The following is a 13459-nucleotide window of genomic DNA, read 5'->3' as shown; positions in this document are numbered from 1 at the left end:
CCGCGTGCGCCAAAGGGCTGACCTCCGGCGCCGGAATTGTCAGCGCGGCGCCCTAGGATCGGGGGCGTGGCAGATTCAGCATCGAAGAAGACCGACCAGACGACCGCAGCGGACCGCCCCCGCCTGATGCTCATGGACGGGCACTCCCTGGCGTACCGGGCGTTCTTCGCGCTGCCCGCGGAGAACTTCACGACCGCGACGGGGCAGCCGACCAACGCCATCTACGGCTTCGCGTCGATGCTGGCGAACACGCTGCGCGACGAGGCGCCCACGCACTTCGCGGTGGCGTTCGACGTGTCCCGCAAGACGTGGCGCTCGACGGAGTTCCCCGAGTACAAGGCGAACCGTTCCAAGACGCCGGACGAGTTCAAGGGGCAGGTCGAGCTGATCGGCGAGCTCCTCGACGCGATGAAGGTGCCGCGGTTCGCGGTCGACGGCTTCGAGGCCGACGACGTGATCGCGACGCTGGCGACGCAGGCGGAGGCCCTCGGCTTCGACGTGCTGATCGTCACCGGCGACCGGGACTCCTTCCAGCTCGTCTCCGAGCACACCACCGTGCTGTACCCGACCAAGGGCGTCTCCGAGCTGACCCGGTTCACGCCGGAGAAGGTCGAGGAGAAGTACGGCCTCACCCCGCAGCAGTACCCGGACTTCGCGGCGCTGCGCGGTGACCCGTCCGACAACCTGCCGGGCATCCCGGGCGTCGGCGAGAAGACCGCCGCCAAGTGGATCACCCAGTTCGGGTCGTTCGCGGAGCTCGTGGAGCGCGCGGAGGAGGTCAAGGGCAAGGCCGGGCAGAACTTCCGGGACCACCTGGAGGCCGTCAAGCTGAACCGGGTCCTGACCGAGATGGTCAAGGACGTCGAGCTGCCCAAGACGCCGGCCGACCTGGCCCGCGCGCCCTACGACCGGTCCGCGGTGACCGGTGTGCTGGACGTGCTGGAGATCCGCAACGCCTCGCTGCGCGAGCGGCTGCTCGCGGTGGACCCGGGCGCGGAGGAGGAGCAGGCCCCGGCTCCGGCGGCCGCGGGCGTGGAGCTCGACGCCTCCGTGCTGGGCACGGGCGAGCTGGCCCCGTGGCTGGAGGCGCACGCGGGCGGGCCGCTCGGCGTGGCCACCGTCGACAGCTGGGCGCTGGGCCAGGGCAACGTCAGCGAGATCGCGCTGGCCGCGGCCGGGGGCGCGGCCGCCTGGTTCGAGCCGTCCGGGCTGGACGAGGCGGACGAGCGGGCGTTCGCGGCCTGGGCAGCCGACGCGGCGAAGCCGAAGGTCGTGCACAACGCCAAGGGCCTGATGCGGGTGTTCCCCGAGCACGGCTGGTCGCTGGACGGCGTCACCATGGACACCGCGCTCGCCGCGTACCTGGTCAAGCCGGGCCGCCGGTCCTTCGCGCTGGACGTGCTGTCCAACGAGTACCTGCACCGTGAGCTGGCGCCGGCCGCCGCCGACGGGCAGCTGGCCTTCGGCGCCGACGACACGGCCGAGGCGGAGGCGCTGATGGCGCAGGCCCGCGCGGTCCTGGACCTCGGCGACGCCTTCACCGACAAGCTCGACGAGGTCGGCGCGGCGGGGCTGCTCCACGACATGGAGCTGCCGACCTCCGAGCTGCTGGCCCGGATGGAGCGGGCCGGCATCGCCGCCGACCGCGATCACCTGGAGGCCATGGAGCAGCAGTTCGCGGGCGCCGTGCAGCAGGCCGTGAAGGAGGCGCACGCGGCGGTGGGCCACGAGTTCAACCTCGGCTCGCCCAAGCAGCTCCAGGAGGTGTTCTTCGGCGAGCTGGACCTGCCGAAGACCAAGAAGACCAAGACCGGCTACACCACGGACGCGGACGCGCTGGCCTGGCTGGCCACGCAGACCGACCACGAACTGCCCGTGATCATGCTGCGGCACCGGGAGCAGGCCAAGCTGCGCGTCACCGTCGAGGGCCTGGTCAAGACGATCGCCGCCGACGGCCGGGTGCACACGAGCTTCAGCCAGACCGTCGCCGCGACCGGCCGGCTGTCGTCCACGGACCCGAACCTGCAGAACGTGCCGGTGCGCACCGACGAAGGCCGGGCGATCCGCCGCGGCTTCGTCGTCGGCGAGGGCTTCGAGACCCTCATGACCGCCGACTACAGCCAGATCGAGCTGCGCGTGATGGCCCACCTCTCCGAGGACGAGGGCCTGATCGAGGCGTTCGCCTCCGGTGAGGACCTGCACACCACCGTCGCCTCCCAGGTGTTCGGCGTGGAGCGCTCGCAGGTCGACGCCGAGATGCGCCGCAAGATCAAGGCGATGTCCTACGGTCTCGCGTACGGACTGTCCGCGTTCGGTCTCGCGCAGCAGCTGAACATCGAGCCCGCCGAGGCGCGCGGTCTGATGGAGACCTTCTTCGAGCGGTTCGGCGGGGTCCGCGAGTACCTCCAGCGCGTGGTCGACGAGGCCCGCGCCACCGGGTACACGGCCACGATCTTCGGTCGTCGCCGGTACCTGCCGGACCTCAACAGCGACAACCGCCAGCGCCGTGAGGCCGCCGAGCGGATGGCGCTCAACGCCCCGATCCAGGGCACCGCCGCCGACATCGTCAAGGTCGCGATGCTGCGCGTGGACCAGGCGATCGTCGAGGCGGGTCTGTCGTCGCGGATGCTGCTCCAGGTCCACGACGAAATCGTGCTGGAGATCGCCCCGGGCGAGCGGGAGCGGGTGGAGGAGCTGGTGCGCCGCGAGATGGGCGCCGCCGTCGAGCTCCGGGCGCCGCTGGACGTGTCCGTGGGCGTCGGCTCCGACTGGGAGTCCGCCGCGCACTGATCGTCGTACGGTCCGCCGGGCGCCCGTCCCCGCTCACGCGGTGGGGACGGGCGTTCGCGTTTCCTCGTCCGAGCCCGAGCCCGAGCCCGAGCCCGAGCCCGAGTCGGACCGGTCCCGGACCGGGCGGTGGCGCAGCCGTACGAGGGTCCCGTACAGGAGCAGGCCCACGGTGAGGCCGCCGCCCGCGCCGAAGCAGATCGTGGGGATGATGTCGAGCGGGGTGTGGATCGCGTCGAAGAAGGTGAAGAACCGCAGCACGCGCATCGTGATCCCGACGGCCGTGCACCCGAGGACCAGCGCGAGCGCGCCCCACAGTTCGGCCCGGCCGAGCACGGGGACGGAAGGCGGTTGGGGGGAGGCCGGCAGCCGGCGCAGCGCGGTCGCCGTGAACCACAGCAGGACGCAGGCCGCGACCGCCGAACCCCCGTACTGCAGGTACAGGTAGAGGGGGAAGCCGAAGGCGAGGGGCCTGCCCAGGTCCAGCGCGTTGGTGCCCCACCGGTCGAGGTGCGTGAAGCTGTCCCACACCACGTGCGTGCAGGAGCCGATGACCGCCGAGAGGTAGAACCACAGCGCCAGCGAGGGGAGTTGACGGCCGCGCCAGTCCTCGCCCCGTACGAAGGCGTGGACCTGGCCGCGCCGGGCGCGGGGCAGCAGCGCCAGCAGCGGTTCGCGCAACAGCAGCCAGCATGCCGCGAGGACGACGGTGAGCACGGCGTCGACCGTCACGATCCCGGGCAGCGAGTGCGCGAAGACCCCGTACGGCTTGACGCTCGCGACGATGGTGGCCGCGAAGTAGAAGGTGTCCGGGGCGAAGGATCCGAGGACCAGAGCGGAGCCGACGAGGGGACCGCGCGCACGCCCGGTCCGGCGGACGGCCGGCAGCACGGCGGCCGCGTGGCTCAGGGTGAACGGCATGGCGCGTCTCCTCGGTTCGTGTGCCCGGCCAGTATGCGGTGACCCGTCCGTGACACCGGGAAGGACGCGTACGGGGCCCGGCGGGCTCCCGGGAGCGCCATGGGCCGCGTCACATTCGCGGCCCGTCCGGTCGGACGGTTCTCATCTCGCGCCCGCGTTGCTACGGTGCCTCCGCCCTGACGCCCTATCAGATTCCGGAGGCCCGGCATGCGCGCAGTCATCGCCGCCGCCAGCGGGCTCGTCCTCGCGGTGCTCCTCGTCCTCGCCGTCACGGCGTTCGGGGCGCCCGAAGGAAAGACCTCACCCAAGCCCCTGCTCACCACCGCGCCCGCCGCGCCCGGAAAGTAAGAGGAGGGCCCGGCCGTGCGACGCAGAGCGAGCCTTGTCCTGTTGGCCCTGGCGGTCTTCTTCGCGGCCCTCGCGCCGCTGCTGCGCTGGTACGCGTACCCGCGGCTCGCCAAGATCCCGCCGGAGCAGTACCAGGAGATGGTCCTGGAGGCGAAGGACGCGACCCTGCTCGACTACACGGGCGGGATGCAGCCGAAGAAGGTCGACAAGGTCACCATCGTCCAGACCCTCAAGGGCAACGTCGAGGCCTCGAAGGAGATCGAGGCCGGCGCGGGCAAGGACGTGGTCGTCTGGGACACGCTGTCCTACATCATCGGGCCGGACGGGAAGATGGTCTCCCAGATCCCCGAGCGCTACATCTTCGACGCGCACACCCAGGCCCCGGTGCACGCCACCGGCGAGATGGTCGACGGGGACCCGGTCAAGCGCGAGGGCATCGAGTTCAAGTGGCCGTTCTTCACCGAGCCGCGCGACTACCTGTACTTCGACGCGCAGACCCGCACCTCGTCGCCCATGCACTACGTCGGCCCCCGCACCTACCGGGGCATGGAGGTCTACCTCTTCGAGCAGACCGTCCCGTGGACCAAGGTCCCCATGCCCAAGAAGATGCCGATCGAGGGCATCGACCCCTCCACGATCGAGGCCGCCACCGGCACCACCCTCTGGTACACGGTCAAGGCCCGGTTCTGGGTGGACCCGGTCACCGGGGCGCCGGTCAACGCCGAGCAGGACATCCAGCAGGAGATGCGCGGCGGCATCGCCGCCAGTGGCCCCGACGGCAAGCTCACCGCCTTCGCCGGGCACGTGACCATGCGCGAGGACTACGCCCAGTACACGCTCGACCTGGTGAGCGCCAACCGTACGAAGGTCCTCGCACTGCACACGTACGCGCCGATCGGGCTGGCGGCCGGCGGGCTCGTGCTGCTCGGCCTCGCACTGTGGCTGGAGGCCCGCGGCCGGCGGCTCCGGGACCCGGCGCCCGGGCTCAGCGCCTGAGTCGGGAGTTGGTGTGGCGGGTGGGCTCGGCGGTCGCCGGGTCCTCCGGCCAGGGGTGCTTGGGGTAGCGGCCGCGCAACTCGGCGCGTACGGCCCTGTAGCCGCCCTGCCAGAAGGAGGCGAGGTCGGCGGTGACGGCGGCGGGGCGCCCGGCGGGCGACAGCAGGTGCACGAGCACCGGCACGCCGGCCACCTTCGGGGTCTCGGCCAGCCCGAACAGCTCCTGGAGCTTCACCGCGAGCACCGGCTGCCCGTGCTCGGCCGCGTAGTCCACCCGGATCCGGGACCCGCTGGGCACCTCCAGCCGCTCCGGAGCCAACTCGTCGAGACGGGCGGCCTCGCCGGTGGCCCAGGGCAGCAGCCGGTTCAGGGCCTGCCCGGCGTCGATCCGCCCCAGGTCGGCGCGGCGCCGGGCGCGGGACAGCTCGGGCTCCAGCCAGTCGTCGGCCCGCTCCGACAGGGCTGCGTCGTCCTCCACGTCGGGCCAGTCGCCGCCGAGCGTGCGGTGCAGGAAGGCCAGCCGGGCTCGGAGCGCGTGCGCGTCCGCGGACCAGCGCAGCAGCCCGAGCCCCTCGGCGCGGAGGCCGTCGAGCAGGGCGGCCCGCACGAGCGCCGGGTCCGGCTCGCGCAGTGGGCGCACGGCCAGCTCGATCGCCCCGAGCCGCTCGGCGGACCGGGCGACGAGGTCCCCGTCCTCCCACCGGACCTCCTCGCCCTCGGTCAGCAGATGCGCGGCCGCGGCCCGGGCGGTGGCCTCGTCGACGACGGCCGCGAGCCGGATCCGCGCGGAGGCGGCGTGCGGGGGCCTGTCGGCGACGGCCACGGCCAGCCAGGGCGTCTTGCGCAGCGCGGATCCCTCCGTGACCTCGGCGGCGGTGCCGTTGGCCATGAGGAAGGCCGTCTCGTTCCTGGCCCGGGCCACCCGCTCGGGGAACGCGAGGGCGACGACGAGCCCGGCGGCGAGGTCGTCGGCTGCAGCGCCGCTGCCGGGGCTCCGCCCCGCACCCCGCTCCTCAAACGCCGGAGGGGCTGGATCGTGCCCGCTGCCGCGCGTCCGGTGCGGCTGGTCCGCCCGCAGGGCAGATCCGGTCCGGCCGGTGGCAACTCCAGCCTCGCCGGCGTTTGAGGCACGGGGGTTCGGGGGCGGAGCCCCCGCCGGGTCCGGGGCGGAGCCCCGGGACGGGGGCCTGGGGGCGGAGCCCGCAGTTTCGGGAAGGGGCGGGGTGGGGGAGAGCCCCGCAGGGCCCGGGTCCGGGCCCGGGCCCGGGTCCGGGGCCCCCGGCGCGGCGGCGTCGGCAAGACCGGCGGCCGGGGCCCCGGGCACGGCGGGCCGTGTTGGGTCGGCGCCCGGGGTCTCGGGCACGAAGGGCCGCGCCGGGGCCTGGGGCTCCGCGGGCGGGGCTGCGGGGGACGAGGGGCCCGCCGGGTCGAGCACCGCGCGCTCCAGGCGGCGGGCCTCCGCGCGCCAGCGCGGGGCGTAGCCGTCGCCGCCCCGCCGGGCCGCCCGCCACGCGCCCACCAGGTCGTCCCCGTACTCCCGCGGCGGCTCCTCGCTCAGCAGCGCCACCATCTCCGCCGCCCGCCGTGCCCCCACGGCCTCGGCGCCGTCCAGCAGTGCACGCGCCAGCCGCGGGTGCAGCCCGAGCCGCGCCATCCGCAGCCCCCGCGCGGTCGGCCGCCCCGCACCGTCCACCGCGCCGACCGCCACCAGCACCTCCCGCGCGGCCGCCATCGCCCCGGCCGGCGGCGGGTCCGGCAGCGCCAGCCCCGCGGCGTCCGGGTCACCCCAGCACGCCGCCTGCAAGGCGAACTGCGCCAGGTCCGCGATCCGTATCTCCGGGGAGGGGAAAGCCGGCAGCCGCCCGTCCTCCGCCTCGGCCCAGCACCGGTACACCGCGCCCGGAGCCTCACGCCCCGCCCGCCCGGCCCGCTGGCGGCCCGCCGCGCGCGAAGCCCGTACGGTCGCCAGCGCACCCAGCCCCCGCGCATGGTCCACGCGGGGCTCGCGGGCCAGCCCGCAGTCCACGACCACCCGCACCCCGGGGACGGTCAGGCTCGACTCCGCCACCGCCGTGGAGAGGATCACCCGGCGGCGCTCCGAGGCGGTCAGCGCCGCCTCCTGCACGGCCGCCGGGGCCCGGCCGTGGAGCTGGAGCACCTCCGCGTCCACCCCGCCCAGCAGACCGGCGACCCGGGAGATCTCCCCGACTCCGGGCAGGAAGCACAGCAGGTCCCCGGAGCGCTCCGCCAGCGCCCGCCGCACCACCGACGCCACGTGCGTCAGCAGCGCCGGATCCACCCGCATCCCGTGCGGCGGCCGCACCGGCCGGGCCGGCGGCGCCCACACGGTCTCCACCGGGTACGAGACGCCGGCCGCCTCCACCACGGGCGCACCGCCCAGCACGCGCGCCCACCCGGCCGCGTCCGTCGTCGCCGACGCCGCCACGAGCCGCAGCTCCGGCCGCAGGGTCTCCCGTACGTCGACGAGGAACGCGGCGACGGTGTCGGCGTCCAGGTGCCGCTCGTGGCACTCGTCCAGCACCACCACGTCCACGCCGGCCAGCTCCTGGTCCCGCTGGAGCCGCTGGAGCAGCACACCGGTGGTGACCACCTCCACGACGGTGTCGCGGCCCACGACCCGCTCCCCGCGCACCGTGAAGCCCACGGACCCGCCGACGGACTCGCCCAGCAGCCACGCCATCCGCCGGGCCGCCGCCCGGGCGGCGATCCGTCGGGGCTCGGCGACCACGACCCGCCGCCGCGGCCCGTCGCCGGCGAGACCGGCCAGCACCAGCGGCACCAGCGTGGTCTTGCCGGTGCCGGGCGGGGCGCAGAGCACGGCCGCGCCGTGCCCGTCCAGGGCGGAGGCGAGCGCGGGCACGGCCTCCCGTACGGGAAGGGAGTCGAGCGCGGACCGGCGCAGCCGGGGGAGCGGGCCGTTCAACGGGTCAGATCCTCTCGCACACGAAGATCGCCGTACCGGGGATCAGGTTCCCGCGCAGCGGGGACCAGCCGCCCCACTCCTGGCTGTTCCACGCGGGCCACTCGGGCTCGACCAGGTCGAGGAGGCGGAAACCGCCCGCGACCACGTCGCGGACCCGGTCGCCGAGGGTGCGGTGGTGCTCCACGTACACGGCGCGGCCCTGCTCGTCCTGCTCGACGTACGGGGTCCGGTCGAAGTAGGAGGCGGCGACGGACAGCCCCTCGGGCCCCGGCTCGTCGGGGAAGGCCCAGCGGATGGGATGGGTGACGGAGAAGACCCAGCGGCCGCCGGGGCGCAGCACGCGGTGGACCTCGCGCATGACGTTCACGGGGTCGGCGACGAAGGGGACGGCCCCGTACGCGGAGCAGGCGAGGTCGAAGGAGCCGTCGCGGAAGGGCAGGTTTCCGGCGTCGGCCTCCACGAGCCGGGCCGCCGGCACATCACTGCCGCCGATGCGCAGGGCGTGCTGGAGCTGGCGGTGGGAGAGGTCCAGTGCCACCGGGCGGGCGCCCTGGGCGGCGAGCCAGCGCGAGCACTGGGCGGCGCCGGCGCCGATCTCCAGGACGTCCTTGCCCTTGAGGGAGGCGGCGGGGCCGAGGAGGGCGGCGTCCGCCTCGTCCAGGCCCTCCGGCCCCCACACGAAGCGGTCGTCGCCGAGGAAGGCGCCGTGGTCGCTCTGGTACTCGTCCGCGTTGCGGTCCCACCAGCCCCGGCTGGCCCGGCTGCTCTCCGCTTCGTCGGCCTCACGGCGCGTGGCCTCGGCGTCGTCGAGGAAGCCTTCCGCTTCGTCGTCGGCGGAGCCCGGATCGGCCTCGTACGCGTCTTCGGGGGCGTAGTCCTCTTGGTTCATGGGGCCCGTCGTCGTAGTGTGCGGATGTCGGTGGTCGTCCGTGGTATGAGGCGGACGTCGCCGGCCGGCTGCTGCAAACGTGTCGGGAGAGTCATCACGCCCTCCCGGCAAACGAATTGTGCCGGATATGCGGCCTTCCGCCGGGGGTGTGCGCCTTCGCGCATTGACCCTGTCCGGCAGCCCCCGTATGCTACAAGTTGCGCTGCGAGCCTGTGCTCCTCAGACCTAGCAGGCTGCGCTTGTATCTGTTGATGTCCCCTCGGTTTTCGAGGCCCTCCCCGCTTCTTGCGGATCAGGGGCTTCCTTGGCTGTCCGGCTTCATCGGCAGATGCCGATAAGGGCTCCCGGCGTAGCAGTACCTACGACTTTCTGTCCGTAACCGGAGCCCTTTCCCACATGACGAGCAGCACCGAGACCACCTCTACCACCCCGCAGGTAGCGGTCAACGACATCGGTAACGAGGAAGCCTTCCTCGCCGCGATCGACGAGACGATCAAGTACTTCAACGACGGCGACATCGTCGACGGCGTCATCGTGAAGGTCGACCGGGACGAGGTCCTGCTCGACATCGGTTACAAGACCGAAGGCGTGATCCCGAGCCGTGAGCTCTCGATCAAGCACGACGTCGACCCGAACGAGGTCGTCAAGGTCGGCGACGAGATCGAGGCCCTGGTTCTCCAGAAGGAGGACAAGGAAGGCCGTCTGATCCTGTCCAAGAAGCGCGCCCAGTACGAGCGCGCCTGGGGCACGATCGAGAAGATCAAGGAAGAAGACGGCATCGTCACCGGTACCGTCATCGAGGTCGTCAAGGGTGGTCTCATCCTCGACATCGGCCTCCGCGGCTTCCTCCCGGCCTCTCTCGTCGAGATGCGCCGCGTCCGCGACCTCCAGCCCTACGTGGGCAAGGAGCTCGAGGCGAAGATCATCGAGCTGGACAAGAACCGCAACAACGTGGTCCTGTCCCGCCGCGCCTGGCTCGAGCAGACCCAGTCCGAGGTTCGCCAGACGTTCCTCACCACCCTGCAGAAGGGTCAGGTCCGCTCCGGCGTCGTTTCCTCGATCGTCAACTTCGGTGCCTTCGTGGACCTGGGTGGCGTCGACGGTCTCGTCCACGTCTCCGAGCTGTCCTGGAAGCACATCGACCACCCGTCCGAGGTTGTCGAGGTCGGCCAGGAAGTCACCGTCGAGGTCCTCGACGTCGACATGGACCGCGAGCGCGTCTCCCTGTCGCTGAAGGCGACGCAGGAAGACCCGTGGCAGCAGTTCGCCCGGACCCACCAGATCGGTCAGGTCGTCCCGGGTAAGGTCACCAAGCTGGTTCCGTTCGGTGCGTTCGTCCGCGTGGACGAGGGCATCGAGGGTCTGGTCCACATCTCCGAGCTGGCCGAGCGCCACGTGGAGATCCCGGAGCAGGTCGTCCAGGTCAACGACGAGATCTTCGTCAAGGTCATCGACATCGACCTCGAGCGTCGCCGGATCTCGCTGTCGCTGAAGCAGGCCAACGAGTCCTTCGGTGCCGACCCGGCGTCGGTCGAGTTCGACCCGACCCTGTACGGCATGGCCGCGTCCTACGACGACCAGGGCAACTACATCTACCCCGAGGGCTTCGACCCCGAGACCAACGACTGGCTCGAGGGCTACGAGAAGCAGCGCGAGGCCTGGGAGACCCAGTACGCCGAGGCGCAGCAGCGCTTCGAGCAGCACCAGGCCCAGGTCATCAAGAGCCGCGAGGCCGACGAGGCCGCTGCCGCCGAGGGCGCTGCCGCCCCGGCCGCCGGTGGCAACGCCGGTGCGGGCATCTCGGGTGGTTCGTACTCCTCGGAGTCGGACGAGACCTCCGGCGCCCTGGCGTCGGACGAGGCCCTGGCCGCGCTCCGCGAGAAGCTGGCCGGCGGCCAGAGCTGATCGCAGCGCGCACCACGCCTCCGGGCGTGAGCCGAGCTGGTTGAGTTGAATGTGAGGCCCGTCCCCTTCGGGGGGCGGGCCTCACTTCGTTGCCAACTGGGGAATGGCGGGGCCCTCTTGGGCGTTCTTTCCAGAGAACGCAGCGAGGGAGGAGTGGTGACGGTGCTTGATCCACAGGGGTTGTACGAATGGGACGCCAAGGGCCTGGCGGTGGCCGACCTGGCGCTCGCCCAGGACTCGGCCGGGCTGGTCATGCTGTACCACTTCGAGGGGTACATCGACGCGGGTGAGACCGGCGAGCAGATCGTCGAGCGGCTCCTGGACACCCTGCCCCACCAGGTGGTGGCCCGCTTCGACGCGGACCGGCTGGTGGACTACCGGGCCCGCCGCCCGCTGCTGACCTTCAAGCGCGACCACTGGACCGAGTTCGAGGAGCCCCGGCTGGAGGTCCGGCTCGTCCAGGACGCCACCGGCGCCCCGTTCCTGCTGCTCTCCGGCCCGGAGCCGGACGTGGAGTGGGAGCGTTTCGCCGTCGCCGTCCGGCAGATCGTCGAGCGCCTCGGCGTGCGGCTCTCGGTCAACTTCCACGGCATCCCGATGGGCGTCCCGCACACCCGTCCCGTGGGCATCACCCCGCACGGCAACCGGACCGACCTCATGCCGGGCCACCGCAGCCCGTTCGACGAGGCGCAGGTCCCGGGCAGCGCGGAGTCGCTCGTCGAGTTCCGGCTGGCGCAGGCCGGGCACGACGTGCTGGGCGTCGCCGCGCACGTACCGCACTACGTGGCCCGTTCCTCGTATCCGGACGCGGCGCTGACCGCGCTGGAGGCGATCACGGCGGCGACCGGGCTGGTCCTGCCGGCGGTCGCGCACGCGCTGCGGACCGAGGCGCACCGTACGCAGACGGAGATCGACCGGCAGATCCGCGAGGGCGACGAGGAGCTCGTCAACCTGGTGCAGGGGCTGGAGCACCAGTACGACGCGGCCGCGGGCGCCGAGACCAGGGGCAACATGATCGCCGAACCGGCCGAGATCCCGTCGGCGGACGAGATCGGCCGCGAGTTCGAGCGGTTCCTGGCCGAGCGCGAGGGCGAGGGCTGAGCGAGCCGCCGAGGGGCGGTGGCGCAGGGGGCTGTGGGCCCGGCACGGGCGGGGGCTAGGCTGCGGGCATGCTGAAGGTGGGCCTGACGGGCGGAATCGGTGCCGGCAAGAGCGAGGTCTCTCGACTGCTGGCGGGGTACGGGGCGGTCGTCGTGGACGCCGACCGCATCGCACGGGAGGTCGTGGAGCCGGGCACGCCCGGACTCGCGGCCGTCGTGGCGGCGTTCGGGGAGTCGGTGCTGACCCCGGAGGGCACGCTGGACCGGCCGAAGCTGGGTTCCGTGGTCTTCGCGGACCCGGAGAAGCTCCGGACGCTGAACGCGATCGTGCACCCGCTGGTCGGGGCCCGGTCGGCCGAGCTGGAGGCCGCCGCGGGGGCCGACGCGATCGTGGTGCACGACGTACCCCTGCTCACGGAGAACGGTCTGGCGCCGCTCTACGACCTGGTGGTCGTGGTGGACGCGGCCCCGGGGACCCAGCTGGCGCGGCTCACCGCACTGCGCGGGATGCCGGAAGCCGAGGCGAAGGCCCGGATGGCGGCGCAGGCCACCCGCGAGCAGCGGTTGGCGGTGGCGACCCTCGTCATCGACAACGACGGGCCGCTGGAGGCGCTCGAACCGCAGGTCCGCAAGGTGTGGGAGGAACTCACGGAGCGGGCGTCGGCGACCGCGTAGGGAGCACGGCGGACCGCTCCGGCTGACGTGTGCATGGAATAGCGGTCGGGGCGGGGGCGTTGAACGCGCCCGTAGAGGGAAGGATCCATCCGTGTCCGAGTCCACGCGCCCCACGCCGCCCACCAGCCCCGAGACCCACGTCATCGACTACCGGGCCGCCGAGCAACTGCTCGCCGCCCGCGACCCGCGCGGCGCGGTCAAGCTGCTCGACTCGGTCATAGCCGCCCACCCGGAGAACACGGCGGCCCGACTGCTGCGGGCCCGCGCCTTCTTCGCGGCGGCCCAACTGCGGCCGGCGGAGCTGGAGTTCGAGCTGGTTCTGGAGCGGGAGCCGGACAACGCCTTCGCGCACTTCGCGCTGGCCCGCACCCATGAGCGCTCCGGCCGCCACGACCAGGCCCGCAAGCACTTCCGGCTGGCGGCGGCGCTCGACCCGCAGCCGGAGTACCTGGAAGCGGCCCGCTTCGAGGACTGAGCCACAGCTTCGAAGGCCGAGCCCCGCTTCGAAGGCCGAGCCCCGCTTCGAGGACCGGGCCTCAGCGGCCGCGCGGCGGCTCGTACGGGGGGATGTTCCGGCCCGGCTGGTAGTGCGGGCCCTGGTGGATGTGCCGGACGACGACGATCATGTCCACCGCCGCCAGTACGAAGACCACCGCGCAGGCCGCCGCCCACCCGACACGGCCGACCAGCGAGAAGGCGGCCGCCCCGGCGGCGCTCCAGACCAGCCCCCACACGCTCAGCCAGAACCGCAGCCTCAGCGGACTGCGGGCGGTCACCGGCTCGTTTCCGGAACGCACGACCATCGCTCATCGCCTCTCGGTTCCATGGTCCCACCGGAGGCGCGGCGGGTGCGGCGCCTGCCCTCCCCGGCGCCTGCCCTCCCTCGGTGATCCG

General features: G+C 72.9%; 11 protein-coding genes. 7 read left to right on the top strand and 4 right to left on the bottom strand.

Annotated elements, in window-relative coordinates:
* Positions 1-66: 66 nt before the first annotated feature.
* Positions 67-2790, top strand: coding sequence for a DNA polymerase I (gene polA, locus ACFYYJ_RS21330; RefSeq protein ID WP_385128886.1), 2724 nt, complete (start codon positions 67-69; stop codon positions 2788-2790).
* A gap of 33 nt (positions 2791-2823) precedes the next feature.
* Here polA and ACFYYJ_RS21325 read toward each other — a convergent pair whose 3' ends face one another.
* Complete coding sequence (locus ACFYYJ_RS21325; protein ID WP_385128885.1) at positions 2824-3708, bottom strand: DUF4184 family protein; 885 nt, start codon at positions 3706-3708, stop codon at positions 2824-2826.
* A 207-nt stretch (positions 3709-3915) separates the two neighbouring features.
* Between ACFYYJ_RS21325 and ACFYYJ_RS21320 the strand changes: the two genes are divergently transcribed.
* On the top strand, positions 3916-4056 hold the full coding sequence (locus ACFYYJ_RS21320) for an SPW_0924 family protein (RefSeq protein WP_384590499.1): 141 nt from the start codon (positions 3916-3918) through the stop codon (positions 4054-4056).
* Positions 4057-4071: 15 nt separating this feature from the next.
* Positions 4072-5052 carry a DUF3068 domain-containing protein gene (locus ACFYYJ_RS21315; RefSeq protein WP_389134474.1) on the top strand — a complete coding sequence of 327 codons (981 nt, stop codon included), beginning with the start codon at positions 4072-4074 and terminating at the stop codon, positions 5050-5052.
* Here ACFYYJ_RS21315 and ACFYYJ_RS21310 read toward each other — a convergent pair.
* Positions 5042-7996: an ATP-dependent RNA helicase gene (locus ACFYYJ_RS21310; RefSeq protein ID WP_389134471.1), complete on the bottom strand. Its 2955-nt coding sequence runs from the start codon at positions 7994-7996 to the stop codon at positions 5042-5044. The two genes, ACFYYJ_RS21315 and ACFYYJ_RS21310, sit on opposite strands and share 11 nt — an antisense overlap.
* 4 nt (positions 7997-8000) lie before the next feature.
* Entirely contained in the window at positions 8001-8885 is an 885-nt protein-coding gene (locus ACFYYJ_RS21305) for a class I SAM-dependent methyltransferase (RefSeq protein ID WP_385129975.1), read from the bottom strand.
* 396 nt (positions 8886-9281) lie between these two features.
* Here ACFYYJ_RS21305 and rpsA point away from each other — a divergent pair, with 396 nt between their 5' ends.
* The 4 genes from rpsA to ACFYYJ_RS21285 all read left to right on the top strand — a co-directional run bounded on the left by rpsA (position 9282) and on the right by ACFYYJ_RS21285 (position 13040).
* Complete coding sequence (gene rpsA, locus ACFYYJ_RS21300) at positions 9282-10790, top strand: 30S ribosomal protein S1 (protein ID WP_327413389.1); 1509 nt, start codon at positions 9282-9284, stop codon at positions 10788-10790.
* Positions 10791-10952: 162 nt separating this feature from the next.
* Positions 10953-11891 (top strand): PAC2 family protein, encoded by a 939-nt coding sequence (locus tag ACFYYJ_RS21295; protein WP_385129974.1) that lies wholly within the window; start codon positions 10953-10955, stop codon positions 11889-11891.
* A gap of 68 nt (positions 11892-11959) precedes the next feature.
* Entirely contained in the window at positions 11960-12565 is a 606-nt protein-coding gene (gene coaE, locus ACFYYJ_RS21290; protein WP_385129972.1) for a dephospho-CoA kinase, read from the top strand.
* Positions 12566-12656: 91 nt separating this feature from the next.
* The gene (locus ACFYYJ_RS21285; RefSeq protein ID WP_385129970.1) at positions 12657-13040 is read left to right on the top strand and encodes a tetratricopeptide repeat protein; all 384 of its coding nucleotides are present in this window, start codon (positions 12657-12659) and stop codon (positions 13038-13040) included.
* Positions 13041-13101: 61 nt separating this feature from the next.
* Here the strand turns inward: ACFYYJ_RS21285 and ACFYYJ_RS21280 are convergent, their stop codons facing one another.
* Complete coding sequence (locus ACFYYJ_RS21280) at positions 13102-13368, bottom strand: DUF6343 family protein (RefSeq protein WP_385129968.1); 267 nt, start codon at positions 13366-13368, stop codon at positions 13102-13104.
* Between the last annotated feature and the right edge of the window lie 91 nt (positions 13369-13459).

Source organism: Streptomyces sp. NPDC002467, from assembly GCF_042889825.1.
GTDB lineage: Bacteria > Actinomycetota > Actinomycetes > Streptomycetales > Streptomycetaceae > Streptomyces.
Note: the sequence above shows the minus strand (reverse complement) of the source record. Positions and strands in the feature narration are given on the sequence as shown.

Bases quoted from the DNA above. Each gene is read 5' to 3' on its own strand.
- ACFYYJ_RS21325 (WP_385128885.1), bottom strand. From the start codon at position 3,708: ATGCCGTTCACCCTGAGCCACGCGGCCGCCGTGCTGCCGGCCGTCCGC.
- ACFYYJ_RS21320 (WP_384590499.1), top strand. From the start codon at position 3,916: ATGCGCGCAGTCATCGCCGCCGCCAGCGGGCTCGTCCTCGCGGTGCTC.
- ACFYYJ_RS21305 (WP_385129975.1), bottom strand. From the start codon at position 8,885: ATGAACCAAGAGGACTACGCCCCCGAAGACGCGTACGAGGCCGATCCG.
- rpsA (WP_327413389.1), top strand. From the start codon at position 9,282: ATGACGAGCAGCACCGAGACCACCTCTACCACCCCGCAGGTAGCGGTC.
- coaE (WP_385129972.1), top strand. From the start codon at position 11,960: ATGCTGAAGGTGGGCCTGACGGGCGGAATCGGTGCCGGCAAGAGCGAG.
- ACFYYJ_RS21280 (WP_385129968.1), bottom strand. From the start codon at position 13,368: ATGGTCGTGCGTTCCGGAAACGAGCCGGTGACCGCCCGCAGTCCGCTG.